The 26,995-nt window shown below is 45.4% G+C and carries 22 protein-coding genes, 1 tRNA gene and 1 pseudogene; 22 read left to right on the forward strand and 2 right to left on the reverse strand.

Annotated elements, in window-relative coordinates; all coding sequences use genetic code 11:
* The 4 genes from LPY66_RS09730 (at position 1) to LPY66_RS09745 (ending at position 3,540) form a co-directional block, all read left to right on the forward strand.
* The gene (locus LPY66_RS09730) at positions 1 to 1,044 is read left to right on the forward strand and encodes a 4Fe-4S dicluster domain-containing protein (protein ID WP_337987873.1); all 1,044 of its coding nucleotides are present in this window, start codon (positions 1 to 3) and stop codon (positions 1,042 to 1,044) included.
* A gap of 20 nt (positions 1,045 to 1,064) precedes the next feature.
* The gene (locus LPY66_RS09735; RefSeq protein WP_337987874.1) at positions 1,065 to 2,312 is read left to right on the forward strand and encodes an NAD(P)/FAD-dependent oxidoreductase; all 1,248 of its coding nucleotides are present in this window, start codon (positions 1,065 to 1,067) and stop codon (positions 2,310 to 2,312) included.
* A gap of 201 nt (positions 2,313 to 2,513) precedes the next feature.
* Positions 2,514 to 2,888, forward strand: a complete 375-nt coding sequence (locus LPY66_RS09740; protein WP_337987875.1) for a hypothetical protein — start codon at positions 2,514 to 2,516, stop codon at positions 2,886 to 2,888.
* A 235-nt stretch (positions 2,889 to 3,123) separates the two neighbouring features.
* Positions 3,124 to 3,540 carry a HutP family protein gene (locus LPY66_RS09745; protein WP_337987876.1) on the forward strand — a complete coding sequence of 139 codons (417 nt, stop codon included), beginning with the start codon at positions 3,124 to 3,126 and terminating at the stop codon, positions 3,538 to 3,540.
* Positions 3,541 to 3,626: 86 nt separating this feature from the next.
* Here the strand turns inward: LPY66_RS09745 and LPY66_RS09750 are convergent, their stop codons facing one another.
* Positions 3,627 to 3,809 carry a hypothetical protein gene (locus LPY66_RS09750; protein ID WP_337987877.1) on the reverse strand — a complete coding sequence of 61 codons (183 nt, stop codon included), beginning with the start codon at positions 3,807 to 3,809 and terminating at the stop codon, positions 3,627 to 3,629.
* Between the two features lie 258 nt (positions 3,810 to 4,067).
* Here LPY66_RS09750 and cmk point away from each other — a divergent pair, with 258 nt between their 5' ends.
* The 14 genes from cmk (at position 4,068) to LPY66_RS09820 (ending at position 18,373) form a co-directional block, all read left to right on the forward strand.
* Positions 4,068 to 4,751 (forward strand): (d)CMP kinase, encoded by a 684-nt coding sequence (gene cmk / locus LPY66_RS09755; RefSeq protein ID WP_337987878.1) that lies wholly within the window; start codon positions 4,068 to 4,070, stop codon positions 4,749 to 4,751.
* Positions 4,748 to 5,332, forward strand: coding sequence for a lysophospholipid acyltransferase family protein (locus tag LPY66_RS09760; protein WP_443112469.1), 585 nt, complete (start codon positions 4,748 to 4,750; stop codon positions 5,330 to 5,332). The genes cmk and LPY66_RS09760 overlap by 4 nt, the downstream gene beginning before the upstream one ends.
* A 75-nt stretch (positions 5,333 to 5,407) precedes the next feature.
* Entirely contained in the window at positions 5,408 to 7,477 is a 2,070-nt protein-coding gene (locus LPY66_RS09765; protein WP_337987879.1) for a bifunctional 4-hydroxy-3-methylbut-2-enyl diphosphate reductase/30S ribosomal protein S1, read from the forward strand.
* Between the two features lie 83 nt (positions 7,478 to 7,560).
* Entirely contained in the window at positions 7,561 to 8,667 is a 1,107-nt protein-coding gene (gene ftsW, locus LPY66_RS09770) for a putative lipid II flippase FtsW (RefSeq protein ID WP_337987880.1), read from the forward strand.
* A 390-nt stretch (positions 8,668 to 9,057) separates the two neighbouring features.
* Entirely contained in the window at positions 9,058 to 10,386 is a 1,329-nt protein-coding gene (locus LPY66_RS09775) for a DUF512 domain-containing protein (RefSeq protein ID WP_337987881.1), read from the forward strand.
* The gene (gene der / locus LPY66_RS09780; RefSeq protein WP_337987882.1) at positions 10,379 to 11,710 is read left to right on the forward strand and encodes a ribosome biogenesis GTPase Der; all 1,332 of its coding nucleotides are present in this window, start codon (positions 10,379 to 10,381) and stop codon (positions 11,708 to 11,710) included. Before LPY66_RS09775 ends, der begins: the two co-directional genes overlap by 8 nt.
* A 108-nt stretch (positions 11,711 to 11,818) precedes the next feature.
* Positions 11,819 to 12,400 (forward strand): glycerol-3-phosphate 1-O-acyltransferase PlsY, encoded by a 582-nt coding sequence (gene plsY / locus LPY66_RS09785; RefSeq protein WP_337987883.1) that lies wholly within the window; start codon positions 11,819 to 11,821, stop codon positions 12,398 to 12,400.
* Positions 12,401 to 12,414: 14 nt separating this feature from the next.
* On the forward strand, positions 12,415 to 13,425 hold the full coding sequence (locus tag LPY66_RS09790; protein ID WP_337987884.1) for an NAD(P)H-dependent glycerol-3-phosphate dehydrogenase: 1,011 nt from the start codon (positions 12,415 to 12,417) through the stop codon (positions 13,423 to 13,425).
* Positions 13,426 to 13,814: 389 nt separating this feature from the next.
* Complete coding sequence (spoIVA, locus tag LPY66_RS09795) at positions 13,815 to 15,299, forward strand: stage IV sporulation protein A (RefSeq protein WP_337987885.1); 1,485 nt, start codon at positions 13,815 to 13,817, stop codon at positions 15,297 to 15,299.
* Between the two features lie 188 nt (positions 15,300 to 15,487).
* On the forward strand, positions 15,488 to 15,934 hold the full coding sequence (locus LPY66_RS09800; RefSeq protein ID WP_337987886.1) for an ACT domain-containing protein: 447 nt from the start codon (positions 15,488 to 15,490) through the stop codon (positions 15,932 to 15,934).
* A 202-nt stretch (positions 15,935 to 16,136) separates the two neighbouring features.
* Positions 16,137 to 16,283: a small, acid-soluble spore protein, alpha/beta type gene (locus LPY66_RS09805; RefSeq protein ID WP_337987887.1), complete on the forward strand. Its 147-nt coding sequence runs from the start codon at positions 16,137 to 16,139 to the stop codon at positions 16,281 to 16,283.
* A 225-nt stretch (positions 16,284 to 16,508) separates the two neighbouring features.
* A tRNA-Pro gene (locus LPY66_RS09810) sits at positions 16,509 to 16,586 on the forward strand.
* Between the two features lie 769 nt (positions 16,587 to 17,355).
* Positions 17,356 to 18,255, forward strand: a complete 900-nt coding sequence (locus LPY66_RS09815) for a LysR family transcriptional regulator (RefSeq protein ID WP_337987888.1) — start codon at positions 17,356 to 17,358, stop codon at positions 18,253 to 18,255.
* Positions 18,242 to 18,373 (forward strand): hypothetical protein, encoded by a 132-nt coding sequence (locus LPY66_RS09820; RefSeq protein WP_337987889.1) that lies wholly within the window; start codon positions 18,242 to 18,244, stop codon positions 18,371 to 18,373. Before LPY66_RS09815 ends, LPY66_RS09820 begins: the two co-directional genes overlap by 14 nt.
* A gap of 246 nt (positions 18,374 to 18,619) precedes the next feature.
* Here the strand turns inward: LPY66_RS09820 and tnpA are convergent.
* Positions 18,620 to 18,941: pseudogene (gene tnpA / locus LPY66_RS09825) on the reverse strand (IS200/IS605 family transposase); the annotation flags it as partial.
* Positions 18,942 to 19,210: 269 nt separating this feature from the next.
* Here tnpA and LPY66_RS09830 point away from each other — a divergent pair.
* From LPY66_RS09830 to LPY66_RS09845, 4 genes are all read left to right on the forward strand, one after another.
* Positions 19,211 to 20,653 carry an FAD-dependent oxidoreductase gene (locus LPY66_RS09830; protein ID WP_337987890.1) on the forward strand — a complete coding sequence of 481 codons (1,443 nt, stop codon included), beginning with the start codon at positions 19,211 to 19,213 and terminating at the stop codon, positions 20,651 to 20,653.
* 112 nt (positions 20,654 to 20,765) lie between these two features.
* Positions 20,766 to 22,442 carry an NADH-ubiquinone oxidoreductase-F iron-sulfur binding region domain-containing protein gene (locus LPY66_RS09835; RefSeq protein WP_337987891.1) on the forward strand — a complete coding sequence of 559 codons (1,677 nt, stop codon included), beginning with the start codon at positions 20,766 to 20,768 and terminating at the stop codon, positions 22,440 to 22,442.
* 3 nt (positions 22,443 to 22,445) lie between these two features.
* Complete coding sequence (locus LPY66_RS09840; RefSeq protein WP_337987892.1) at positions 22,446 to 24,563, forward strand: FAD-dependent oxidoreductase; 2,118 nt, start codon at positions 22,446 to 22,448, stop codon at positions 24,561 to 24,563.
* Between the two features lie 460 nt (positions 24,564 to 25,023).
* On the forward strand, positions 25,024 to 26,958 hold the full coding sequence (locus LPY66_RS09845; protein ID WP_337987893.1) for a XylR N-terminal domain-containing protein: 1,935 nt from the start codon (positions 25,024 to 25,026) through the stop codon (positions 26,956 to 26,958).
* The last annotated feature ends 37 nt before the right edge of the window (positions 26,959 to 26,995 follow it).

A 26,995-nucleotide genomic window follows, 5' to 3' on the forward strand; every position in this document is an offset into this window, starting at 1 on the left:
ATGAAAAAATATAATCAAATGCTATATCATCGCGGGAATTGTCTCAATCTTAAAAAAACGTACCCCCGGGAGTGCAGACTCTGTATCCAAACGTGCCCGCATAACGCTATCAGCGAACAAAAGGACATCAATCTGGATAAATGTACCGAGTGCGGCGTATGCATGGCGGTCTGTCCATCCGACGGTTTTGTCGATCGTGATATGCGACAGATTGGTGCGTATATCCAGGAAAGTGAATCCTGTGTTCTTAACTGCCCTATGGCCGAACCCTGGGGTTATGAAATCGCCTGCATCGGGATGCTTGATAAAGATGCCTTAACAGCCTTAATGCTGATGTCAGGGATTAAAAATGTTCGTATCCTGACCGGGGATTGTATGACCTGTACCGACCGAAAGGCATCTGAGATTAGCAGGCAGACAATTGAAGATATTGCTGCCCAGTGGCCTGATTATCCGAAAATTACTATTGAAAAGGTTCCGACCGGCCAAGGTGATGCTCATGGCCAAAAGGAGCCGGTGAAAAAACCGCTTCTCGCAAGACCAAAGAAAAGTATCCGAAATACTGTCCGGGAATTCGGGATGGAGAAGTTACGCACAGCCTTTCCTGCCATCGAATCTGATGACGTCTATGCGGTTCCTAAGACTCGTGAATGGCTTATAGAAACGCTGCGGCGCCACCCGGACCAAACGATGAAAGTGCCTATCAAGGTGATTTCAGCCAATAACCAGTGCAGCGGCTGCGGCGTTTGTACGCGGATATGTCCACAGCAGGCTTTAGGATTTCGCCAAAAAGGCAATAGAAAGCTGCTTGTTTACGAACCGAGTCAATGTGTTCAGTGCGGACGGTGTATTGATATCTGTGGCTCACGGGTGCTTCGTTTTGAAAACCGCCCGCTGACACTTCAATTTTTAACAGGAAAGGTCCTGCTTTGTGAAGCCGATTCCTATCATTGCAGCCGCTGTGGTAAGCAAATCTACACGAATACGGAATCGGAATTGTGCGCAGCTTGTGCTGCCACGGAATCCGCGAAGGAGCAACCGTAGATTGAAAAGAGGTAAATGACGTGCCTAAAAGAGTCGTGGTCATCGGCGGTGGCGCCGCCGGAATGATGGCTGCCGGTCAGGCAGCCGCAGGCGGCGCCAACGTAATTCTTCTGGATAAAATGAAACGATTGGGCAGCAAAATTGCCATCTCCGGCAAGGGACGGTGTAATCTGACCAACGCAGGTGATATTAGCAGTTTTATCAGTTATTATCCTGGCAACGGCAAGTTCCTTTATGCCGCATTAAAAGAGTTCGACAATGAAGCGTTAATCCGGTTCTTTAAAAAATACGGTGTTGATACAAAAGTAGAACGCGGCGGACGCGTATTCCCCATTGCTGACGATTCCGAAGTCATCATCACCGCGTTGAAAAAATTTCTGACGCAAAACGGTGTGGAGATTAGACTGAACCAAACGGTGACAGACATTATCGTTGAAGAAGGAAAAACAAAAGGCGTTCATCTCGCCGGGAATGACGAAATAGTATTAGCTGACGTTGTGATCGTCGCTGCCGGCGGTGCTTCCTACCCCGGAACTGGCTCGACAGGAGACGGTTTTACAATGGCAGTCAAGACGGGACATAAGGTAATAAAGCCTTTGCCGGCCCTGGTGCCTTTAAAAACAGCGGAACACTGGCCGAAAGCGCTGCAGGGATTGACGCTAAAAAACGTCAGTGTGAGCCTCTGGGTTGATGGAAAGAAACAAGGTGACGAATTTGGGGAAATGCTGTTTACGCACTTCGGTGTTTCCGGTCCAATTATCCTGACACTGAGCAGGATGGCTTCCAAAGCGCTTGACCAGAAGCAACGTGTCGACCTCAAACTGAACCTTAAACCGGCATTGACACCGGAACAAATGGATCTCAGGTTACAGCGGGATTTTGCGAAATATAGTAATAAACAGTTTGCGAATGCGCTGGATGATCTTCTGCCGCAGAGCTTTATACCGGTGATGGTGGATCTGTCCGGTATCGCCCCTGAAAAAGTCGTTAACAAGATCACCAAAGAAGAACGTAAAAAACTATGCCGTTTATTTCAGGACCTTCCGATGAAAATTACCGCAACTCTGGGTATGGCAACCGCTATTGTTACCTGCGGCGGCGTTGATGTTAAACAAATTAATCCAACGACGATGGAATCGCGGCGAGTGAAGGGACTTTTTTTTGCCGGAGAAGTGATTGATATCGATGGAGTCACTGGCGGTTATAACCTTCAGGCGGCTTTTGCTACTGGCTATAAGGCGGGTAATGCCGCCGTAAAATATCTTTAAGCAAAGACCTTTATCTGTTCGTTTTATATCGTGAACTTTCATGGTCTTTTATACCACCAACGGCGCATACATATTACTGAGGTGACATGTATGCGCCGTATAAATTTTCTAAACAGGATAAACCGAATCAACCGAATCAACCGCAAGCAACATAAAACCCCGTTTCCCTATCACCAATTTGAAAGAAAGCTTATTCGCATCATGGTAGTTTTAACTGTGTTGCTCGGCTTATTTCAATTGAAAGCCTTCACGGACCCGGTGGCATTCTATATGAAACTATCCGGGGAACTGGATACGCCTGCCTTTAAATATAACGACCAGTCAGACACTATTAAACTTCTATTCCGGATCACACCGGAAGCGGATATTTTACTCAGACAAAACGATACGGATATCTGTGTCATCACTGATAATAAAAGCGCTAATGTTCTTCCGGGTACGGTTTTTTTGGATGCCACTCAGGTTGATTATCCGGTGACGGTTGAAATTATCTTGAATAATAAAAGCTATTCGATTCAGATGGACAGTGATATAAAAAGTTTTGAAGTGAATATCAAAGCAGCTGATGACGTTTAGTCTAATACTTGATCTTTGCTCAGAGCATGTGTTTGATTATCCGTACCGGTTCATGTAATATAGTACATGGTGATGTTGTTCAACATCACCGTTTCTTATACGAGAGATAGTTCTATTTCGTGCGTACTCAGAGCGGATTGAAATGTTTTCGATCATAGGGATTGGCTGATTCCGCGGGATAACGAGTAAATTGCGCCATGATTCAGGATGGGATTAAAGAAGGAGGCGTGGACAAATGCCTGACAGCAAAACAGTGGCAATGGCTGCCTTACGCATGGCAATGAGCGAAACACGAGAAGAAGAAAATGCCTTGAAGCAGAAATTTCACTCTGAAGGGATTAAGGCCGTTGCGGTTGATTATGGCGGAGACTACCTCCAGTCTATCAAAAAAATAATTGAACGCGCCATTGTGGCCTCGAAGCGGGAAGGGGTCATTCACGATGCCCATGGTGATGAAGGTGCGGTAGCGGGGGCGACACGAGAAGCATTGAGCCAAATTATGTCGAAAGCAGCAGGGCTTAATATCGGCGGCAAGATCGGTATCGCCCATCGCGGTGAACATTTAAGTGTTGCGGTATTTTTCGGAGTTGGTTTACTGCATTTGGATGAGGTCGCAGTGGGACTGGGTCATCGGGTTGCTCCGAAATTATAAGCATGTATTAATTTTACATAAGAAAGAGAGCCCGATACGAGCTCATAGAGATTGATGCTGATTTGGTTGTTACTATATTACGACAGTCAAATTTCACTGTCAGGAGAAGACATCAAGTCATCAGAGGCGGAGTGTTTATGGGTATATTTTTCGAACTGATTTTTAATTTCTTTGCCATAGCGTTTATAGCCATACCCTAGTAAAAACCCGCTAACAACAGCAGAGCTCATTAATAACCAACTGCTATTCGACTTTTTGGAGTAAAACATGATGACAGCCTCCTTTTTTGTTTATATCACATATTTCTGTCATTGTTAGTATGTTTGGGTTATGAAAAAATAACCTAGGATAATTTTTCAAAAAAAACACCTTCGATTTATCCCTCATTGGATTGCACGCCACCATTTACCTGGCAGTGCTCGCTGTCTCCGTTTCCTAAACCGTTTGCGCCACAAAGTATGATTGAAGGCCATTATTTTACTGTGATATAATTTAAGATGAATTTTACGATGGGAGACAGATCAGATTTGGGTAATAATAAGGATAATTATCGCCAGATCGCAATTGATGGACCGGCAGGTGCAGGAAAGAGTACTATCGCACGGATGATTGCTGAAAAACTCGGATTTTATTATCTGGATACCGGCGCCATGTACCGTGCCGTCGCGTATAAAGCGTTGGCATCGGGTATATCGTTGCATGATGAACACCGAGTAGCCGACCTTGCCCGGCATTTAACTATTCAATTAGACCATTCCAACAAGCAATCCGTTTTTTGCGACGGCGAAGATATTACAGCAAAGATACGGGATGTTCAGGTAAGCCGTGCCGTCTCGACTGTTGCATCTTATCCGGGTGTCAGAGAACGACTCGTCGAGCTGCAGCGGTTGGAGGCCCAAAAAGGCAATGTTGTCATGGATGGCAGGGATATCGGGACGCATGTTCTGCCTGGAGCGAAGATCAAGATATTTTTGACGGCGTCGCCTGAGGAACGTGCCCATCGACGTTATCAGGAAATAAGTAAGACCAATCATGATATTTCTTTTGAGCAAGTTTTGGCGGATTTGGAGAAACGCGATGCGTTGGATTCTCAACGGCAATATGCTCCCCTAAAACCTGCAGAAGATGCCATAATCGTTGATACAACAGGTTTGACTATTGAAGGTGTTGTCACCAAAATAATTGAGATAATCAGGGGGGATCGAAGTTGAATCTATATCCTTTAGGCAAATTCCTCATGTCAGTCATCCTAAAAATTAAAGGGTATAAGATTTCTGGGCTGGAAAACTTCCCGCACGAAGGACCGGTCATTGTCGCGTGTAATCATATCAGTATGTGGGACCCCGTGATTGTTGGTTGTGCGATGCCGCGTCAAGTGTATTTTATGGCTAAGGAAGAACTAATGAAGTTGCCGGTTGTGGGTTTTATTCTACGCTCGGTGGGGGCGTTTCCGGTTAAGCGTGGGCAAGGGGATATCAGTGCATTTCGACGGTCACTTGGACTACTTAAAGAAGGCCGGGTGCTGGGGATTTTCCCTGAGGGAACACGGTCAAAGAGCGGTGATATTCAAGAAGCAATGTCCGGAATAGCACTTATTGTAGAAAAAAGTCATGCGCCTATACTTCCAGTTAAGGTTTATGGCGCAAAGGGATTATTAAAACAGAAAAGGGGAAAGATAGGAATAATTATAGGCGAGCCGATTTACGCTGATAGGTTGGCGTTACCTGATAAGAAAGAGAATCGCCGGGAGTGGTTGGCAAATAAAATCATGGATCTCGTTGATCAAATGTAGTTATTTCTCAAAAAGAAGGAATTTTCTTTTTGAGAGCGAAATTATCATGATATGCTTAAAAGGAGGGCAGTATTTTTGACAATTCAGCGTGCGGCAAAGGCAGGATTCTGTTTTGGTGTGAAGAGGGCCATTGAAATGGCCGAGGAGGCAGCCAATACGGGGAATACTGTCTCTCTGGGACCGCTGATCCATAATCAACAGGTCGTTGACTATTTAACTGAAAAAGGGTTAAAGGTTATCGATACCGTTGGACAGGCGCATGCCGGTCAGCAGCTTGTTATTCGGTCCCATGGAGTACCTCCGGATATTTATACCGAAGCTGAAAATAAGGGTATCGTCATTATTGACGCCACATGCCCATTTGTACAAAAGGCGCAGCGAATTGCGGAGAAATCTTCCAAAAATAGTTTTGTTGTTGTTATCGGCGACAAAAGCCATCCCGAAGTTAAAGGCATTCTTGGATGGGCGGGATCAAACGCTCAGGCAGTAGAGACGTTGGACGAGGCGAAGAAGATCGGTTATTATCCCAGGATGACAGTCCTTGCCCAAACGACTCAGCAAAAAAGCAATTTTTTTGAAATTGTCGATGAACTGAAAAAACATACAGCGAACCTCATCGTGCAAAATACGATCTGCTCAGCAACAGAAGAACGGCAGGCATCGGCAAGTGCGCTTGCAAAAAATGTCGACTTAATCATTGTTGTTGGTGGGACTAACAGCTCAAATACACGAAAGCTAGGTTCGATTTGCAGGGAAATAACCAAAACATATGTTATTGAATCAGCTGGTGAATTACAAAAAATCTGGTTTAGGGATGCTCACGATGTCGGACTGACAGCAGGCGCATCGACACCGGATTGGATAATCGAGGAGGTTTACAAGAAAATGTCGGAATTCATGGAAAAAGAAAATGCAGCAGAAATCACTGCAGAAGGAATTGCAGAGAATACCACGGGAGAGTTGATTGCGGAAGAATCGCAAAATCAGGCGAGTGTCTCCGATCACGATGATGAATTCCATTCTATGGAAGACTTTGATAAAGGGCTGCCGAAACTATTTCGCGGGGCTATTGTTAAAGGGACCGTTGTCAAAATTATGGGCGACGAAGCTTTCGTTGATATAGCTTGGAAATCGGAAGGTGTTATTCCCTTCGAGGAGCTTTCAGCAACAAAAGTGAATAGCATAAATGATGTCGTCAAAGTGGGCGACACCATTTCGGTCATGGTCATGCGCTTGGAAAATCAGGAAGGGTATCCGGTACTCTCCCGTAAGCGTGCCAAAGAGATCGAAGCAAGAGAAAAATTAGCTACATTGGCGGAAACAAAAGAAGAAATTCAGGCCGTAGTGACGGAAGCGGTTAAAGGCGGCTTACTTGTCGATCTTGGTATGCGTGGATTCGTTCCGGCTTCGCAGATCGAGCCTGGATTCGTTGATGATCTTGAGAAATATGTAGGGACCACACTGCGCTTGCGTGTAATTGAATATGATGAGTCCAAAAGGAAGCTTGTGCTTTCTCAGAAAGTAATACTCAACGAAGAACGCGAAGGCAAAAAAGAAAAGTTAATGGAGACCCTGAAAGAGGGCGATGTTGTCAAGGGTGTCGTTCGTCGGCTGACTAATTTTGGCGCGTTTATCGATCTTGGAGGCGTTGATGGACTTCTCCATGTCTCAGATATGGCTTTTTCCAGAGTCAATGATCCTTCAGAAATTGTCAAAGTCGGTGATGAAGTCGAAGTACAAATCCTGACGATCGATACCCAAAAGAATAGAATTTCTTTAGGTCTAAAGCAGCTGAAGACGGATCCTTGGGCGGCAATGGGTGAAAAATATGCCGTTGGATCTGTTGTAACCGCTAAAGTTGTTCGAATCGCCCAGTTTGGCGCTTTTGTCGAAATTGAAGATGGTGTAGACGGTTTGATTCACATATCCCAGCTCTCCGACCGCCATGTGAACAAGGTTCAGGACGTTGTCCAAGTCGGACAGGACGTAACGGCGAAAATCATTGATCTTAATATCGAGCAAAAGAAAATAAGCCTGAGCATACGCGAAGTACTTGCAGACGCGAATAAAGCTGAAGCCGAGGCCGAGTTGGAAAGTCAGCCTGAAATTCCAGAAGTCACTATCGGAGATGCGATTATTCAATAATTCAATGTGACATTGCATGGCTTCTTGCTTTCATTGGCAGGAAGTCATTTGATATTCAATTTAAATGAAGGGGAGTTTAATCTGTGGCTAACCAAGAGATAAAGCCCAGAAAACCTGATTTTATTCTCTTGTTTTCTGCAGTGATTATTTTAGCTGTCGGTTTGATTATGGTGCTTAGTTCATCATCATCTTTTTCTTTGCGTGAATTTGGTGATCCGTACTATCTGTTCTTGCGCCAGCTGAAATGGATCGGTCTCGGTATAGTCGTTACGGCTGCGGCCGTTTTTTTCCCATATAAATATTGGCGTAAATTATCCGGGATCAGCATGATCGTCAGTGTGATCCTTTTGCTTCTCGTTGAATTCAGCACAATGTCCATCACAACCAAGGGGTCGGCACGCTGGATCGAACTTTTTGGGATATCGGTACAGCCGTCTGAAATTGCGAAACTGGCTATTGTGCTTTTTTTTGCTTACACATTAAGCCGGCGTTCACACAAAAAGATAACCGATATGGGCGTAGCACTGTTTGCGCTGGCTGTGATTTTTTTGCTTGTCTATAAACAGCCGGATTTAGGGACAGCCATAGTTATCCTTGCGGCCGGAGGCGCCATGCTGCTCATGACGGAACTTCATTCGGCTTATTTTATGGTCGGTGTTCCGATTATGGGGATTGTTGGATTCTTTCTGATTAAGGGTGAGGAATACCAGTGGAAACGAATATTAGGATGGCTGCACCCCTGGGAATACGCCACGTCACACGGATGGCAGCTGGTTAATGCTCAGATTGCATTTGCCACCGGCGGACTGCTGGGCATCGGTATTGGCAGGAGCAGTGAAGGCTTAAGCTATTTACCAGAGTCATACACGGACACAATATATGCCGTTATCGGGCAAGAGTTTGGCTTTTTTGGAACTGCGTTTATGCTATTCTGTTATGCTGTACTTTTTGTCCGTGGTTATATGGTCTCCAAACAGTGTCCGGACAATTTCGGGCGTTTACTTGGATTTGGCATCACGACGATTCTGGCGATTCAAACGGCTATCAATCTGTGCGTTGTCACGGGACTGTTCCCTGTGACAGGTATTACTTTGCCCCTGATTTCCTACGGTGGGAGTTCTTTGCTGGTGACGATGTTTGAGATTGGAATCCTTCTGAATATTTCCAGGTATCGCGAGCAGAGTGCTTGATCTTATAAACGTCATAGGTTATGGAAAAATATGCTCAGCGGGAATCATGCAACTAGTATAACGATCTTATCTAAAAGTAAATAGATATTCGATTATTTGGGGTAGGTCTGTACGTCACATACCGCTTTCGGCAGATAGCGCCATCCATAAATTGCATTAAGGAAGTTAAAATTCTTTTGCCCTCCTTGGCGAATTTTAACTTAGGTCCATCCATGGACCGTTGCGCTACGCACTCCATGCTCCGCTTGACGCCGGTATTGTGACATACAGACCTTCATATAAGAATTGTCTAGATATTTCGAGAATGGTTTACTAGAACGCAAGGGATATAGTGTGAATTGGACTTGATTTGATTTGAATTATAAGATGAAACAGATAAGGGATGGGTACATGGCAGATGGTTTAGTGGTTTCTAGGATTATAGAAAATAGTATCGCGGCAGAGATGGAGATCGAACCGGGGGATGTGATCCTCAGTGTCGGTGAGTGTGCGGTTGCAGATATATTGGATCTTCAGTATTTAACGACGGAAAATGCGTTTACCTTAGTCATTCAAAAACAAAATGAGGAAATTTGGGAACTGGATATTGAGAAGGACCCGGAAGAAATACTGGGCATCGAAGTTGTTGCCGTAGGCCGAGAAGGGCTTATGCAATGCCGCAATAACTGCGTGTTTTGTTTTGTAAGACAAATGCCGACCGGAATGAGACCGTCGCTGTATGATTTTGACGATGATTACCGGATGTCAGTCACCCAGGGGAATTACATCACGTTATCCAATCTCGAAGAAAAAGATTTCAACAGAATCATCCAAATGCGTCTCAGTCCGCTGTATATCTCTGTTCATGCATGGAATCCGGCCGTCAGGGAAAAACTGATGGGAAACAAACAGACCGCAAAATTGCCGGAGCAGATGCAAAGGCTGGCAGCAGCTGGGCTTACCCTACACACACAGATCGTTCTTGTTCCCGGCTATAATGACGGGGATATTCTTGAAGAAACAGTCGAACACCTCGCAGCCTTATATCCTTCCGTCCAGTCGATAGGGATTGTGCCGGTGGGTTTAACGAAATACAGAGAAAAGCTGCCCCTTTTACACCCATTCACACCGGCAGCAGCCGAGAAGCTCATCCTCAGCGGGATGATTTGGCAGAAGAAATATCACGCGCTCACAGGGATGAACCTTGTCTATTTATCGGATGAATTCTATGTTTTGGCCGGAAGGGCATTTCCTGAAAGTCAAAACTACGATGACTATCCGCAATTAGAAAACGGGATCGGGATGGTCCGCAAATTTGAAGACGAGATTGCCTATTTTCGTTCACAGCTTCCGAAGACAATTCCCGAGCGCCGGATTCATCTGGTCACAGGCACATCCGCCGCGGCTTTTTTCCGAAACGTGATTGCCGAACTTGCTGATATTCAGGGATTATGGGTTACTGTCCATGAAATAAAGAATCAATTCTTTGGAACGGCGGTGACTGTCGCCGGACTTCTGACAGCTCAGGATATAGCGGATCAACTGGGAAATGTAAATGGCGAGTTTTTTCTGATTCCGACCGTTATGCTTAAGGCCGATGAAGATGTATTCCTGGATGATCATGATATCGGCTGGTTGGCAGAAAAGGTCAATGGAAAAGCGATTATCGTGGAAAATCATGGTCAGAGTTTTTTAGAAGCACTTTTTGGGAAAGAAATTGGAGGTTTTGCCAATGAGTAAACCTGTCGTAGCCATTGTGGGACGACCCAATGTCGGTAAATCAACGTTGTTTAACCGGATCGTCGGCGGGATGATTGCCATCGTTGAAAATACACCCGGAGTGACCCGGGACCGCTTATATTTTGACGCCGAATGGCAGGGAAGAAAATTCACTCTGATTGATACCGGCGGGATCGAGTTTAAGGATCAGACAACACCGTTATCATCCATGATGAAGCAGCAGGCAGAAGTGGCTGTTGATGAGGCGGATGTCATTTTGTTTATGGTGGATGGCAAGTCCGGTCTTACGCCGGATGATCAACAGATTGCCCGCTATTTAAGGAAATCGAATAAACCGGTGTTATTAGTTGCGAACAAAGTCGAGAAATTTAACCAATTTGAAACTGAAGCCCATGAATTTTTGGCCCTGGGGTTTGGCGATCCGGTTCCCGTCTCGGCGGTTCATGGTATGAATACCGGCGATTTGCTGGATACCATGGTATCCATGCTGCCGGATGATCCGGTTCAGGACTATGATCCCGATGTGGTGAAAGTCGCGGTGATCGGCAGACCGAATGTCGGCAAATCCTCCATTGTCAATATGCTGTTGGGAGAGCAGCGTGTTATCGTCAGCGATATTCCCGGGACGACACGCGATGCGATTGATACGCCTTTCACCTATGAGGATCGGAATTATGTTCTGATTGACACGGCCGGAATCCGAAGAAAGAAGAAGATCATGGAGGTCACGGAAAACTACAGTGTCGTCCGTTCCTTCCGTGCCGTCGATCGATCGGATGTTGTCCTGATGGTGATCGATGCCGTCGAAGGCGTTGCCGAACAGGATAAAAAAATAGTGGGTTATGCCCATGAAGCCGGTAAGGGACTCATACTCATTATTAACAAATGGGATTTAGTGACGAAAGACGAAAAGACGATTAATAAATATGAAAAGGATATTCGGGAAGAACTTTCTTTTATCAGTTATGCACCCACACAGTTTGTCTCGGCAAAGACAGGGCAACGGATCAATAAGATCATGGATCTGGTTGAATTTGTGGCAGAACAGACCAGCCGGCGTGTATCGACGAGCACACTCAACACCCAGCTGCGGGAATGGGTTCACTTAAATCCGCCGCCTTCAGATAAGGGCGTCCGCCTGAAAATACTCTATGCAACCCAAAGCAGTGTTCAGCCGCCGACGTTTATCTTCTTTGTCAATGACCCTGAATTAGTTCATTTTTCCTACAAGCGGTATCTTGAAAACCAGCTTAGGAAGAATTTCGGCTTTGAAGGTTCACCAATTCGGCTAGTCATGAGGAAACGTGACGAAGAGCAGGATTAAAAAAAACGCGGCAGGAATATCTTTAGTCATAGCGAATGAATGTTTCATAAGATGTATCATCAACAGGTAGCGTTGTTTTAAAGAAAGTAATGGGGAGCAGAGACACGTATGAACTACCTTCTATTTGTACTGGCATATTTACTTGGGACTATCCCTTCCGCTTTTCTGGCAGGAAAGCTTAAACATATCGATGTCCGCAAGCATGGCAGCGGGAACATGGGGGCAACCAATTCCTTCCGGGTTCTTGGACCGGTGTGGGGCATCATTGTCCTGGTTATGGATGCACTCAAGGGCGGACTCGCTGCATTGATTTGTTACCAGGTATTTGGGCCTTGGGGCGGGATCATCGGCGGTATACTGGCGATGGTGGGTCATAGCTTTAATCCGTTTTTTGGTTTTAAACGAACCGGTAAAGGTGCGGCGTGTGGTTTGGGAATTATTATTTTCCTTATACCGAAAGTAACGATTGTTCTCATTGTCGTATTTGTTCTGGTTGCATTGATCAGCCGATACATATCGCTGGCTTCGATAACGTCGGCGATATCCGTAGCCATCTCAGTTTTTATATTTGATGTCGACCTTCCGTATAAAGTACTCGCCGTGGTTGGCGCGACGGGTATAATCATACTCCATCAGTCCAATATCAAACGTCTGATCAAAGGGACTGAAGCTAAATTTGGGAAAAAGTAGGGGGAGATAACAAAATGAAAAAGATTGCTGTATTTGGATCCGGAAGCTGGGGGACCGCCATCGCCACGCTGTTGGTCAGAGCCGGTCATAACGTATCCCTGATTGGTATCTTTGCCGATGAGATTGATTTAATGAAACGAAAAAAAGAGAATGTCCAATATCTTCCCGGGGTATTTCTGCCTGATGAAATCACACCGACAACGGATCTGAAGGAACTGGATGCCGAGGCCGTTTTCTTAAGTGTTCCTTCCCATGCGGTCAGGGAGTGTGCCCAGCTGATGAAGCCTTACCTAAGACCGGGATGTATTATCATTAATACGGGGAAAGGACTTGAAGAAAAGACGGGTTTACGGCTTTCACAAGTGCTGGAGGAAGAGCTTCCAAACCATCCCATCGCGGTGCTTTCCGGTCCGAGTCATGCGGAAGAAGTTGGCAGAGATGTTGTGACGGCGGTGGTTGTTGCCGCAAAAGATATCAAGGTAGCCGAGGCGGTTCAGGATTTGGTCATGACTTCAAAATTCAGAGTCTACACGAATCAGGATATTATCGGTGTTGAAATGGGCGGTGCGCTGAAAAATATTATTGCGCTGTGTACAGGAATTCTGGATGGAATGAATCCAAAAGATAATACCAAAGCGGCGTTGATGACACGCGGTCTAGCTGAAATGACTCGTTTAGGCGTCGCTATGGGCGGCAAACCGGAGACTTTTTACGGATTGGCCGGTATCGGGGACCTGATTGTTACCTGTACGAGCTTGCACAGTCGGAACCTGCGCGCCGGCAGAGCCTTAGGTACCGGCAAACCGCTGGATGAGGTATTGCGGGAGGTCGGGATGGTTGTCGAAGGTGTCAAGGCGACGACAGTTGCTTATAAATTGAGCAAGGAATTAGATATATCCATGCCGATTACGGAACAGGCCTATAAAGTCCTATATGAAGGCCTGAGCCCGAGCGAAGCCCTGGAGAACCTGATGATGCGGGGTAAGAAACATGAAACAGAAGACTCAGGGATTTTAGGATTTTGATCATTCGATTATTGATCGTCTGACTATAAACTGTCTGCCTGCCCCAGAAGGGCGCTTCATAACTGAGGCGTTCTTTTTTTTGCTGGGGATTTGTTGACTCACACAAATACTCCGCTCACCCGTTTTCGCAGCAAAAATAGTCCAGAGGATTGTTTAGTGTATGTAATAACACATATTTAGGATAACACGAGCATACATACTAACAATGCAGTCTTTTCCAGGAAAAACGGCAAAAAATTGAGGCATAAATTACTAATTTAGCAAATATAAATATAATGCTTAAGGTGCTAGTCCTGTTCTTAATCGTTATAGATGATGACAAGCAACGGAAAAAGTAGATTGATGGTCCTTACTCAAGGACAGCACACTAAAAGGGAGGGAATAGTTGTATGCAAAACTATGACATTTTCAGCGACATTGCTGAACGGACAGGAGGGGATATCTACTTCGGTGTGGTCGGTCCCGTAAGGACAGGAAAATCTACATTTATCAAACGCTTTATGGAACTTCTGGTGTTGCCGAATATCTCCAATGTTTTTGAACGGGAAAGAGCTCGGGATGAGCTTCCGCAAAGCGGTGCCGGCCGCAGAATAACGACAACGGAACCCAAGTTTATTCCGTCGGAAGCCGTTGAAGTCGTTTTGAAAGATACGATCCATATGAACGTTCGCCTGGTGGATTGTGTGGGTTACTCTGTTAACGGTGCTCTGGGTTATGAAGGCGAAGACGAGGATGAGCCGCGCATGGTCCATACCCCTTGGAACGATGAGCCCATTCCGTTTGAGGAAGCAGCAGAAATCGGGACCCGGAAAGTGATTACGGACCACTCAACGTTGGGAATTGTGGTCACTACCGATGGTTCCATCTCGGATATTGCCAGAGAAAACTACATTGAAGCCGAGCAGCGTGTGGTTTCCGAACTGAAGGAAATCGGTAAACCATTTGTCATCCTGCTGAACACGACACGGCCCTATGCAGAAAATACCATGGAACTCAGCCGGTCATTAGGAGACGAATATCAGGTGCCGGTCATCCCGGTTGATTGCATGGAAATGAACATGAACGACATATCGCAGATACTTGAGGAGATTCTCTTTGAATTTCCGGTGGCTGAAGTCAATATTGAGCTGCCGAAATGGGTGGAAGAACTCGAACTGTCGCATCCGATCCGGGCGAGCTTTGAAGAAGTCATCCAACGCGCGGTTAGTGATATCAAACGCATCCGTGATATTGACAGCGCTCTGGAAATATTGACACAGTGTCCGCATTCCAAAGATGTCGTTTTGAAGGAGACTGATTTGGGAACAGGCAGGGCTGAAATAGAAATCAGCACGGAGCAGGATCTCTTCAAGAAGGTCCTCGAACAGCTGACTGGCATCAATATTGAGGGCGATCATACGCTCCTGCGGATGATCCTGGATTACAGCAAAGCGAAGAAGGAATGGGATAAACTGTCCAAAGCCTTTGAGGAAGTCAAAGTAAACGGCTATGGTGTTGTGACCCCGCAGCTCGATGAAATGTTCCTGGAAGAGCCTGAACTGGTCAAATCCGGCGGACATTACGGGATCAAGCTGAAAGCGAGCGCACCGTCACTGCACATTCTGAGAGCCGATGTAACGACGGAAATTACACCGCTTATTGGGACAGAGAAGCAGGCAGAAGAACTCGTTAAATATATCCTGGATGAGTTCGAATCCGATCCGAAGAAGGTATGGGGCTCCAATATTTTTGGTAAATCCCTGCATGATTTGGTCAGAGAAGGCATCCAGAACAAACTGTATAAAATGCCGGATAATGTCCAAATCAAGCTTCAGGATACACTGCAGCGCATTGTGAACGAAGGACATGGAGGACTTATCTGCATCATCATCTGATCTTCAAAACAGCTTTCTTGTAAAAATATCGATTATAACAGGAAAAGGAAAGCGCAGGCGCAAGCTTTCCTTTTCCTGTTGTCAATTGCCCCTTTCCATGTTTATAATAAGTAAAGTATTATGCACAGATATAATGAGATTCAAAGTAAACCTATTTCGTAATATGAATTTTTGAGGGAGCTGGTTTTGTGAGTAAACAGAAAAAAGATTTTCTGTTGGTAAGTAAGGAGATTCTTCCTGAGGCGATTACGAAAACAGCTCAGGCGAAAGAACTCTTGGCCAAGTTTGATGTATTGACCGTCAATGAAGCCTGTGAAAGGGTAGAAATCAGCCGCAGTGCATTTTATAAATATAAAGACGGCGTCTTTCCTTTTTATGAAGCAAGCAAAGAAAAGATGATCACTCTGTCCTTATTGCTGATGGATAAAGCCGGTATTCTATCCAATGTTCTGAACTATGTCGCTTCGGTTTCCGGGAACATCATCACCATCAACCAGGGCATTCCGCTGCAGGGTATCGCTAACGTCTCCATATCCATAGAAACAGAAAAGATGGAGGAAACGGTAGAGAGCCTGGTGGCAAATTTAGGAGAACTGGACGGAGTAAAGAAAATCGAACTCATCGCCAAGAGTTGAATTGTTTTAACAAAATATTAGGTTGGAGTTAAAAAACCACTGAACAAAAATGTACGGTGGTTTTTGTCTAATTAAATTTATGATTGCAACTTTATTAATCAAAAAAATCACATTGTCTTAATTAGTAAAAAATCCCTGAGTATTATAAGGAAGATTGTAAATAATACTAATACATTCCAAAATGAAAGGAGGGAAATAAGAAATGGCAAAATATAGACTTCCGATAGATAAGGGTCAAGCAGCTAGTGCTATGGGTGTAAGCTTAGGACCTGACACAACATCCAGACAAAACGGTTCCGTAGGTGGATATATGGTAAAGAAAACGTTTGAAAGCTTTGGAAGCCGCTAACTGTTCCTTGGAAATGTAGAGTTTTTATACAGAGGGAGCCGTGCATTAACGGTTCCCTTTTTATTAACCTTATATAGAATACCCCAAAAAAAACTAAATATTCTAGGAAAATGATAAAATGATGAATTCAAAACGATAAATTCATTTTTGGCATTGCATACTGCTTGATTTTTCGCCCCTATTATGGTAAATTGTATTAGTGCTTCGAGAGAAGCATATTTTAGTCGGGGCGTAGCTCAGTTTGGCTAGAGCGCTACCTTGGGGTGGTAGAGGCCGCAAGTTCAAGTCTTGTCGCTCCGACCAGAACTTATAAACTATATAAGTAAGAACAAACTAAGAGAGCTATTTTAGCTCTCTTTTCATATATAGCGTGCCCAGCTAAGCACGCATTATCTATCTGGTGAGAGTCCAGTCAAGGTAAGTGCCAAGACGCCCTGTAGCTAGGATGCCTACGTATGGAGAAATCTGTGCGTAGGAGCGTTGAACAGTCGAAAGACTGATTAAGCTCTACCCAGAGTTCGCGTCGCAATTCCAGGACGGACTGGAAAACATTCATACAAAGCAGGGAAACAAGTTCAAGGTTGTTCACAATAATTTTAAGTGAGATCTCAACAGCTACTTTTCTATTTTTCGTATTCATAGTAATTGAATCATGTTCTCGTGTAATTTCTACAACTTCGTATTCTTCATACAGTATTCCTTCTTCAAAGTTAGTCATAAAAATACCTCTCTGGTTAGAAATAATAATAAAATAATAGCTTCTATCTTTTTAACTGACATTTTAACAGAAAAAAAGTAGATAAGATATCGCATTATGCACATTGATAACGTTGTGTCATTAAATTCGGACATATATTACCTGATTTTAGATGAGCTAACTTACCAGTGGGATATTTCTATTCTGAGGAAGTTAATGCTGGCCTTATTATTGTCCAATGAAAGATAACCAATACGATGCGATTTACAGGTACTTTTGTAATAATAAGTTACTGTTCCAGATTCCTCATGGCAATTTGGTATAAGATTGTTTATAATTGAAAAAGAAAAATTTCGTTGAAAGAAAGTGCAAGATATGGATATCCGAAAGATCAGGTACTTTATTTCTGTCGCTGAAACATTGAACTTTACCCGGGCTGCCAGAAGGCACTATATATCCCAGACGGCGATGAGCCAGCAAATTGCTTTGCTGGAAGAAGAGTTGGGGGTCATTTTATTCGAACGCAGTACGAACAAAGTCAAACTGACAAACGCCGGAAGCTTTTTTCTGAAGGAAGCTGTTGTAATCGTTGAAAAGCTGGAATATGCTGTCCTGCAAACCCGTAAGATCGCGCAGGGTTCATGCAGTAGCTTTACCTGCGGGTACTCGGATCCGATTGAATTAGATATTCTGCGAACGATTGCAGACAGTTATCTACAGGAATACCCGAATGCCGATATTCGGTTTGACGAACAAAATTTCAGCATCCTACTGGAAAAGGTCAATAACGGGACCTGTGATGTTGCCTTTTTCCCGGAAAGCGAAATATGGAACCTGCAGGATATCAGAAAATTGACTCTATACCTTGATAAGATCATTTTAGCGGTGAGCAGGAACCACCCCAAAGCCAGATTAGGGAAGATCCCGGCTATTGAAGTCGCTAATGAAAAGATCATCATGCTCAGTCAGGAGGCCGGTCCGAACAATTATAAAACCATGCTACAGTACTGCCGGAAAGACGGCTATGAACCCAATATCGTCGAGCTCGTCCCGACATTTGATATGCTGATGCTTCTGGTCGAGCTGAACCGGGGCGTTTGCTTTGTGCCGAATACCTGGCGTAATAAAGCCAACGACAAGCTGGCTTTTCTGGAAATAGAGGGCACCACCCACATGATCACAATCGAAATGGCTTGGCGCAAAGACAATAAAAACGAAGGATTAAAGGCATTTATTGAAGTCGCCAAAAGATTTGCCTATAATGAAACAGTTTGATATTTTGAGTGCAGCCTGCCGGATTTCCTTGATGCCTGTATCGCATCCCGAAGCAGGGATTTCTATATTTGTTACAATCTTAATCACCACCACCCGCTCAGCGGGTGGTTTGCTCTAGCCCTATAAGGGGTTTTTACTTGGCAGAGTCTCAAGGCTCGTTGAATGGTCCTTCAGCCGCACATTTTTTCAAACCACCCCTAAAGGGGTACTATTATTTCTTTTTAGTTTTGTCTACTGGCTCACCTGTGAATGGGTCTATAAATTCTTTCAGGCTAATTTGATCGGATGCTATGTCCTCTTGAAGCTGGTTTTTGATATACTGTTCAATTACCTTCTTGTTGCGTCCCACAGTATCCACATAATATCCTCGACACCAAAAATGTCTGTTCCCGTATTTATATTTCAGGTTCGCGTGCCTGTCGAAGATCATTAGCGAACTTTTCCCCTTGAGATAACCTACGAAGCTCGACACACTCATTTTCGGTGGAATCGATACCAGCATGTATATGTGGTCTGGACATGTTTGCTTCGATTATTTCTACCTTCTTAAATTCACATAGCTTCCTGATGATCTTTCCTATGTCCGCTTTGATTTTCCCATAAATCAACTGTCGTCTGTACTTTGGTGCGAACACGATATGATATTTACAATTCCACTGCGTGTGTGATAAACTTTCCGTATCCATTTGGATTACTACCTCCTATTTTTGTGCGGCTGCCAAACCTGCACTATCATATCAAAATTGGAGGTAGTTTTTCTACGCATAGCTAAAGCTTTTTGGAACCACCTGCATAGCAGGTGGTTTTCGTTAGACAATCAAAAGTAGGGGTACAGTTTACCCCTACTTTATTCATAAGTTTTTCTTATAAGATTATCGTTTTTCGATGTTACTCGAAATCAGAATTTACAGCTATAATATAGTCGATTAAAGAACTCAAGGGAGGCAATATAAACATGGGTCAAAACCAAGCAGATGTTGTCGTGGTCGGGTCAGGTGCTACCGGGTTGGCTGCTGCATTGACAGCTGCCGAAGGCGGAGCAAAAGTTATCTTATTTGAAAAGCAAAAATCGACAGGTGGAACTTCTAACTTTTTTGAAGGTACCTTTGCAGTTGAAAGCGAACTGCAGCGTCCAAAATACATCACCTACTCTAGGGACGAAGCTTTCCACGCCATTATGGATTTCAGCCACTGGCGCGCCAATCCCCGTTTGGTAAGAAATATTGTCAATGAATCGTCCGAAACGATCTCCTGGCTGATCAAAGAAGGTGTCGAATTCGTCGAAGCGACGATCAATATGATTGATTCCCCGATGACGTATCACCATGTTAAGGGTTACGGCGCAGCGTTAGTAAAAGTTCTAACTATGCGGGCCAAGGAACAGGGTATTGATATCCGGGTCGGCACACCGGTCACCGGATTGCTCAAGGACGGGAATAACGTCTGCGGCGTTATTTATGAAGAAAACGACGAGGAAATCGAAGTCGAAGCCAAAGCAGTTGTGATTGGAACCGGCGGGTTTGCCAACAATAAAGAGTGGATCAAAAAATACACCGGATTCGACCTGGATGTCAATGTCGTTGCCGTCGGCAGCACGGATAAAATGGGAGATGGGATCCGCATCGCCATGGAAATCGGTGCCGCAACGGACAACATGGGTTTGCTGGAACTATATGCCGCCGGCCCCGGCGGACCGGGTTTTGATATGAAAAATGCACTCGAACTGGCTTGTGCGCAGCCTGATCTATGGGTAGACCCAAAGGGCGAACGTTTTTGTGATGAAACGATTGCGTTCCATGACAGCCCGCTGGGCAATGCCAATGCCAAACATAAAGAAGGCTATACCTGGCGGTTGTTCGATGATTCCATCAAGCAGATCCTGATCGAAAAGGGCGTTGATAAAAACGTCGGGATGGAGAATCCGCCGGGAACACGCTTAGTCAACCTGGAAAAGGAAATAGCCGCTGCTGAAGGCAGAGAGCAAACGGAATTTTTTTCAGCCGACTCTGTTGAGGAGCTTGCTGTGAAAATCGGTGTCGATCCGGAGGTGCTGCAGGCGACCGTCGATGAGTACAACCGTTACTGTGCGAAAGGGCACGATGATTTATTTGCCAAGGAGCAGAAATACCTCCGTCCGCTGATTGGACCTCGTTTTTACGCGGGAAGATGCCGTACCGTTTTCTTGGGGACTCAGGGAGGTCTAAAGATCAATTACAACACCGAAGTGCTGGATAAAAAGGAGAAGGTTATTGGGGGTCTGTACGCGGGTGGTTTTGATGCTTCCGGTATGTACGGGGACAGTTACTGCATTGCCTCTTCGTCCGGTCTTGCTTCGTCCTTTGCTTTGAATTCCGGCAGGATCGCCGGTAAAAATGCCCTGAAATACATTGGAAAATAGCAGAACTATTCAAACGCTTTTTTGTGATATGACTCAATTGAGATAATTCCTGATACGGCAAGTACGTCATGAATGTGCTTGCCGCCTGTGTAATGTGAAAGGGGACAAGGCAATGAACGAAACGCAGCTGCGTGTCCGGGCTGAAAGCGCATGTTCCGATCTGCTGGACAGCCAAAGCATCCGAATCAGGGTCTCTGCCCTAAGCGGTAATACTGCCGCGGAGGCCTGCTTCAGGGTTTTCAAAGAATATGCCGCAAAAGACAACGGGGGAATAGGTGTCATTCGGACTGGGTCAACCGGTTTTTATGATCTGGAACCGATAATAATGATTGATAAACCGGGTAATCCAACTGTCTGTTATGCAAACATCACGGAGGATGCTGCTCTTTTGCTTATCCAGAGTTACCTTGAAAACGGCGACCCCAGAGCCGACCTGGCCTTAGGGACTACTGCGGTAGACGGTTTTATAGGAATACCGTCCGCATCCTCGCTGCCGCTTTTTAAACGGCAGAAACGAGTCGTTTTGAACCGCTGTGGGCAGGTCGACCCGGAAAGCATCAGCCATTATATCGCCGGTTATGGCGGCTATACCGGGCTGGCCAAAGCATTGACCATGACACCGGCTGACATCATCAAACTAATGGCCCAAACGGGTCTGCGGGAACGTTTCGGACATGGGTGCCCATTAATGACCCAGTGGCATGTTTTCAGAGAAGCTGAAGGCAGCGCAAAAGTTGTGATTTGCAATGCTCTGGATAACGATCTGCAGGCGCGGACTGCTCGGATTCTGTTGGAAGGCGACCCGCATGCCGTTTTGGAGGGATTACTCATCGCGGCTTATACGGTGGGAGCGGCGCAGGCCATTATGGCGATTCCGGCTGGATACAATACGCTCGTGAAAACGCTGAATAAGGTGTTGGCTGATATGAAGGAATACAACCTGATCGGTACTGATATCCTTGGATCCGGTTTTAGTTGTGATATCATCATCAAAGAAATACCTGTTTCAACGACTGCTTGTGAAAAAACAGCCCTGATCCGCTTTCTTGAAGGCCGTCAGGCAATCCCATTCCTGCGGACCAGTGATAATAACAAGCCAATGCTGGGGGATAAACCCGCGATGATTAATCAGATCGAAACCCTGGCGAATGTCAGTGCGGTTCTTCAAGTAGGAGCTGAAGTCCTTGAGGGTATTGGCACAGAAGAGAGTGTGGGAACCAAGATTGTCACCCTGACAGGCGATGTGGATCATTCCTATACGGTAGAAGTTCCGTTTGGGACACCGCTCGAGACGGTGATCCGGGAGATCGGCGGGGGCATAATCAACGATGCCAAAATCAAAGCTGTCCAGTACGGCGGCCCCACCAGCGTTTATCTCAGCGCGGATGATCTGGCGAAAACAGTATCCTATGAAACAACGCAAGAAGTTGGCGCTTTGATGGGATTCAGCTTGATCGACGTTGTGGCGGATAATGTATGCGCTGTGGAGATGACGCAAAAACAAATGGCATTTCTGCACAGTCAGACCTGCGGCAAGTGTGTTTATTGCCGTGAAGGGACACTGCATCTATCCCATATGCTCGACGATATCGCTAAAGCTGAAGGAACAGCCAAGGATCTGGATCTGCTCCGGGAAATCGGCGGAAGGATGCGCACCGGCTGCGTTTGCAGCTTTGGCACCACGGCAGCCAATCCCGTTTTAAGCAGCCTGCAGCTGTTTCCAGCGGAGTATGATGCGCATATCAAACAGAAGAAATGCCCTTATGCACAGGGCGGGAAGGAGGCGTAGACTGTGAGCACGATCAAAATAGCCATTGACGGAAAAGAATTGGAAATAGAGCAAGGCAAGAGCGTCCTGGAAGCATCACTATCTGGCGGGATCTACATTCCGCATCTTTGCCATCATGCGGACTTGCATCCGATCGGCGCCTGCCGCCTGTGTGTTGTTGAAATCGACGGAATGGACGGTCTGCAGACATCCTGTACAACGTTGGCGGAAGATGGGATGGTCGTCAGGACAAAGGGCGGGGAAATTGACGACACACGCCGGCTGGCGATGGAACTCATGCTTTCCGGACACCAGGCTGACTGCGGAACCTGCATCAAATATCTGAACTGTGAACTCCAAGCGTTAAAACAGTACCTTGTTGAAGACCATCTCAGTGTGAAGCGGCGCTCCCGACTCTTTGGCGCGAATGACACCAATCCGATTTTCTTCCATGAACCTAATAAATGTATCCTTTGCGGCCGCTGTGTCCGGGCCTGTCATGAGCTCCGCGGGGTCGGCGTACTCTTCTATAAATATAACCATGAAGAGATATATATCGGCATTGGCCCCGATCCTGATAAGGATACATCCCTGGCGGAAGCCGGCTGTCGTTTCTGCGGTGCTTGTGCTGAAGTCTGCCCGACAGGCGCGATTATGGACCGAGATGAATTCGGTAAGGGCAAGACCCGCAAAGCAGCGCTGCTGCCCTGCAGCAATACTTGTCCCGCTGAAATTGATATCCCGCGCTATCTGCGTTTTATTCGCGAAGAGAATTACCCGGCGGCCACAGCCGTCATTCGCGAAAAGGTCCCGTTCCCCCAAGTACTCGGTTATGTGTGCAACCATCCCTGTGAAAGCGAATGTCGCAGAGGGCAGGTCAATGAGCCCATTTCGATTTGTCGCCTGAAACGCTTCGCTGCCGAAAACGATACAGAAAAATTATGGCTCCAAAACGTGAAGAAAAAATCTGCAACCGATAAAAAAGTCGCTGTGATCGGGGCAGGTCCGGCCGGTCTGACGGCAGCTTACTATCTCACAATTCAGGGACATTCGGTAACCGTCTTTGAAGCCCTGCCGGAAGCGGGCGGTATGCTGCGGTACGGGATCCCCGAATACCGTCTGCCCAGGAATATTATTGCTGATGAAGTGCAGGCTATTGTGGATATGGGTGTTGAGGTCAGAACAAATACCCGGATCGAATCGATCGACGACCTCCTGGATGAAGGCTATGAAGCGGTACTTGTTGCAGTCGGTGCCCATAACGGCATGAAATTACGGATACCGGGAGCAAACGGCGAAGGCGTATTGGTTAATACCGAGTTTCTTAGGGCGGTCAGTCTCGGTGAAGAAGTTACAGTTGGGAAAAAAGTCATAGTCCTTGGCGGTGGGAATGTCGCGTTTGACTGCGCGCGCGTTGCCCGCAGGCTCGGCGCAGAAGAAGTCATGATGGCTTGCCTCGAGAGCAGGGAGAATATGCCGGCATCTGCTGACGAGATCGAACAAGGCGAAGAAGAAGGAATTAGACTATTTCCGTCCCGGACATTTAAGAAAATCGTGCGGGAAGACGGAAAAGTTACTGGTGTGGAATTCCTGAATGTCGCCTCCTTCTGTTTTGATGAGGACAAGAGACTGCAATTAGAAACGGTAGAAGATTCCGAACATGTGATTGAAGCTGACACCGTCATTTTTGCCGTTGGTCAAAGACCGATTATCCCGGAGGGTTTTGGCATCAATAAAACCGACAGTGGACTCATCGAAGTTGATTCCTATACGATGACAACGAACAGAGAAGAAGTATTTGCGGCGGCAGATGCCGTTACCGGTACCGATTCTGTAATTAAAGCAATTGCCAATGCAAGGAAAGTCGCTGCAGCTATGGATAAATTCCTGGGCGGACGCGGCAAGATCGATGATAAACTTGCTCCAGCGAGTGATCCGGAAAAGCGGATCGGCATGATCAAGGGCTTTGCGGAACTGCCCCGGGTTGAAGAAAAATGTCTGCCGGCAGAGGCAAGGGTCAAAAACTTTTGCCGGGTCGTTGATAGCCTGAGTGCCGGAGAGGCAGGGGGAGAGGCACAGCGCTGCCTGCAGTGCGACCTGAGACTCAAGATGACTCCGGTGAAATTCTGGAGCAGCTACTAAAGGCTTGTTAGCCATAAGTAACAGAGCATGGTAAAGGTATAAGATTTTATTTCTAAATAATGTTAGCATCATGGAGTATAAATTTATACGCTCATGGTGCTTTACATTATCTATCACGTTTCGCAATCTTAAAACGATATTCTCTTGCAAATTAAGAAAGCACCTTACTCACTGTTATTACCCTTATTAAACCTAAATGAATTTCAATAAATTTGTGTAAGCTGTCTTAAAAGAAGATAAAATAATTTGATGGAATTTTATTGAAAGACGGAAGTATCAGGCTTTTGGCTTAAAATCAAACTTGGCATATATTTTGCACTAATTAGGTTTGTATATAAAAAATTTTGAGGTTAGTAAGTGAATATAAGGAGAATCATATGATATTTGTCAATAACCAAGAGTTTAATTGGGTAGATGGCATGACAGTTCAAGGTTTATTGGATTGCTAAGGAGTGATAAAATGCGCGCAGTGGATTTGCGGTTAGAAGAACTCATCCAAATTATGCCGGAACAAGGAAAGATATTTTTGGCAGGCTCCCGTGTGACCCTGTTTGATGCTTATGCCTTTGGTAAATTGCGTAAAGATTTAATTGAGAACTTAGGAATTGATCGGGCTAAAGGCTTTCTTGTCCGATATGGTTGGTCTTGTGGCTATCAATTTGCGATGAATTTAAAAGATAAATTTGAATGGGACAATGAATTAGAATGGACTTTTACGGGGCCAATCATGCACAGACTGACCGGGTTTGTCTCAACTCAGCCGAATGAAGAAGATTTTGATCCTAAAACAGGGATATGGTTCCGCAACGCAATCTGGCGAAATTCGGTCGAAGCCGAACAGCATATCCTGCATATGGGATTACACCATGAACCGGTTTGTTGGATGCTAACGGGCTTTGCGAGCGGGTATAATTCGGCGTATCTTGGCAAAAGAGTCATTTTTAAAGAAATCGAATGTGTTGGCAAAGGAGATCCCTTTTGCACGAACATTGGTAAAACAGTAGAAGATTGGGGCGATGAAATTCAATCTGAACTTGCGTATTATGAGATGGATAAAATCAGTGTGGAATTGGAAGAAGCCCATCGCAGAATAACCGCCCAAAACACAATCCTGGAGCGAAGTGTAAGCATCCATGAGCGCTTGACTGAATGTATTCTGAAAGGCAAGGGAGTTGCCGAAATTGCCGAGAATCTGGCAGAACTTATGAAATGCGATGTTATTGTAGAAGACCATCTTCTGACTCTATTAGCAACGAGTGTCTCATCCAAATATACGTCGGAACTGCCGTCCAGATTCTATACACTGCAATCCAGTCCGGAATTCAACAAGAATATCACATTCTTTAAGAGGCGGACCAGAACATTTGAAATCGTTGATCATTATCAGGATGTTCCTGTCCACCGTCTGATATGCCCGATTATTGTTCGCAGCCAATTGTTGGGTTATGTTTCGCTCCTGCGGGTAAATGCAACATTTGCAGAGATAGACCGGATCGGGCTGGAACATGCGGCCAGTGTTGTCGCAGTAGAACTTTTGAAAGAAAACGAGATTGCAGATACGGAAAACCGCATTCGGGGGGATTTTCTGGAGGACCTGCTTGCGGGTAATTATACTGACAGTAACTCGATTATCAGTAGGGCGCGAGCTCTGGATTATGATATCACAGCGCCGCACCGCGTGTTGTATCTTGGGGTGCATAATTTCAACGAATTGGTCCGCTGTTATAAACAGGATGAAAAAAAGATTATGCAGTTTAAGGACAAATTAGCCGATTGTGTCCGTATATCACTTAAGGAATTAGGAAAAGTAGTTGTTCTCGGCAAAAGCAACGATTTAATTCTGCTTATTCCATTGAAAGATCCGGAGGTCCCGGAAAAAGATACCAGGGAACTGGCTGAACAGATCATCCATCGGGTTAGCAAAGATTTTCCTAAAATCAATATGACGATTGGGGTTGGAAGTCTGTGTTTAAAGCTAGAGGATTATAAGAAATCGCTTTATTCGGCCAAGAAGGCTGTAGATATTTGTAAAAACCTTAATAAAAAAGGAAAAGCGGTTTCACTTGAACAACTGGGCACGCATGCGCTGCTTTTCAGTTCGTTAAATCCAGAAGACATGCAGCATTTTGCCCGCCAACAGATTGGATCTTTAGTCGAACACGATGAAAAATATCAAACAAAATTGATTCCCACTCTGGAAGAACTGTTAAATCAATGCGGCAATGTCCTTTCGGCAGCCAGAGCCTTGAATCTTTCGGTGAGTGGGTTAAAGTACCGTCTAAACCTGATCGAGGAGATCACCGGTCTTGACCTTAGGGATTCCAAGGATAGCTTTAATATGCGGCTGGCGCTAATTATTCTCCGTTTGACTGAGGGTTCGTCAGATGAACACTAGAAGACGTGTAGTAGATAGATAAAACTAGACGAATTTT

This window comes from Dehalobacter sp. DCM (assembly GCF_024972775.1).
Classification (GTDB): Bacteria; Bacillota; Desulfitobacteriia; order Desulfitobacteriales; family Syntrophobotulaceae; genus Dehalobacter.

Excerpts from the sequence above, each read along its gene's own strand:
- LPY66_RS09740 (WP_337987875.1), top strand. The coding sequence starts at position 2,514 with ATGGTAGTTTTAACTGTGTTGCTCGGCTTATTTCAATTGAAAGCCTTC.
- LPY66_RS09830 (WP_337987890.1), top strand. The coding sequence starts at position 19,211 with ATGGGTCAAAACCAAGCAGATGTTGTCGTGGTCGGGTCAGGTGCTACC.
- LPY66_RS09835 (WP_337987891.1), top strand. The coding sequence starts at position 20,766 with ATGAACGAAACGCAGCTGCGTGTCCGGGCTGAAAGCGCATGTTCCGAT.
- LPY66_RS09845 (WP_337987893.1), top strand. The coding sequence starts at position 25,024 with ATGCGCGCAGTGGATTTGCGGTTAGAAGAACTCATCCAAATTATGCCG.
- LPY66_RS09750 (WP_337987877.1), bottom strand. The coding sequence starts at position 3,809 with ATGTTTTACTCCAAAAAGTCGAATAGCAGTTGGTTATTAATGAGCTCT.
- der (WP_337987882.1), top strand. The coding sequence starts at position 10,379 with ATGAGTAAACCTGTCGTAGCCATTGTGGGACGACCCAATGTCGGTAAA.
- LPY66_RS09775 (WP_337987881.1), top strand. The coding sequence starts at position 9,058 with ATGGCAGATGGTTTAGTGGTTTCTAGGATTATAGAAAATAGTATCGCG.
- LPY66_RS09790 (WP_337987884.1), top strand. The coding sequence starts at position 12,415 with ATGAAAAAGATTGCTGTATTTGGATCCGGAAGCTGGGGGACCGCCATC.
- LPY66_RS09815 (WP_337987888.1), top strand. The coding sequence starts at position 17,356 with ATGGATATCCGAAAGATCAGGTACTTTATTTCTGTCGCTGAAACATTG.
- spoIVA (WP_337987885.1), top strand. The coding sequence starts at position 13,815 with ATGCAAAACTATGACATTTTCAGCGACATTGCTGAACGGACAGGAGGG.
- LPY66_RS09730 (WP_337987873.1), top strand. The coding sequence starts at position 1 with ATGAAAAAATATAATCAAATGCTATATCATCGCGGGAATTGTCTCAAT.
- plsY (WP_337987883.1), top strand. The coding sequence starts at position 11,819 with ATGAACTACCTTCTATTTGTACTGGCATATTTACTTGGGACTATCCCT.
- LPY66_RS09805 (WP_337987887.1), top strand. The coding sequence starts at position 16,137 with ATGGCAAAATATAGACTTCCGATAGATAAGGGTCAAGCAGCTAGTGCT.
- LPY66_RS09820 (WP_337987889.1), top strand. The coding sequence starts at position 18,242 with ATGAAACAGTTTGATATTTTGAGTGCAGCCTGCCGGATTTCCTTGATG.
- LPY66_RS09745 (WP_337987876.1), top strand. The coding sequence starts at position 3,124 with ATGCCTGACAGCAAAACAGTGGCAATGGCTGCCTTACGCATGGCAATG.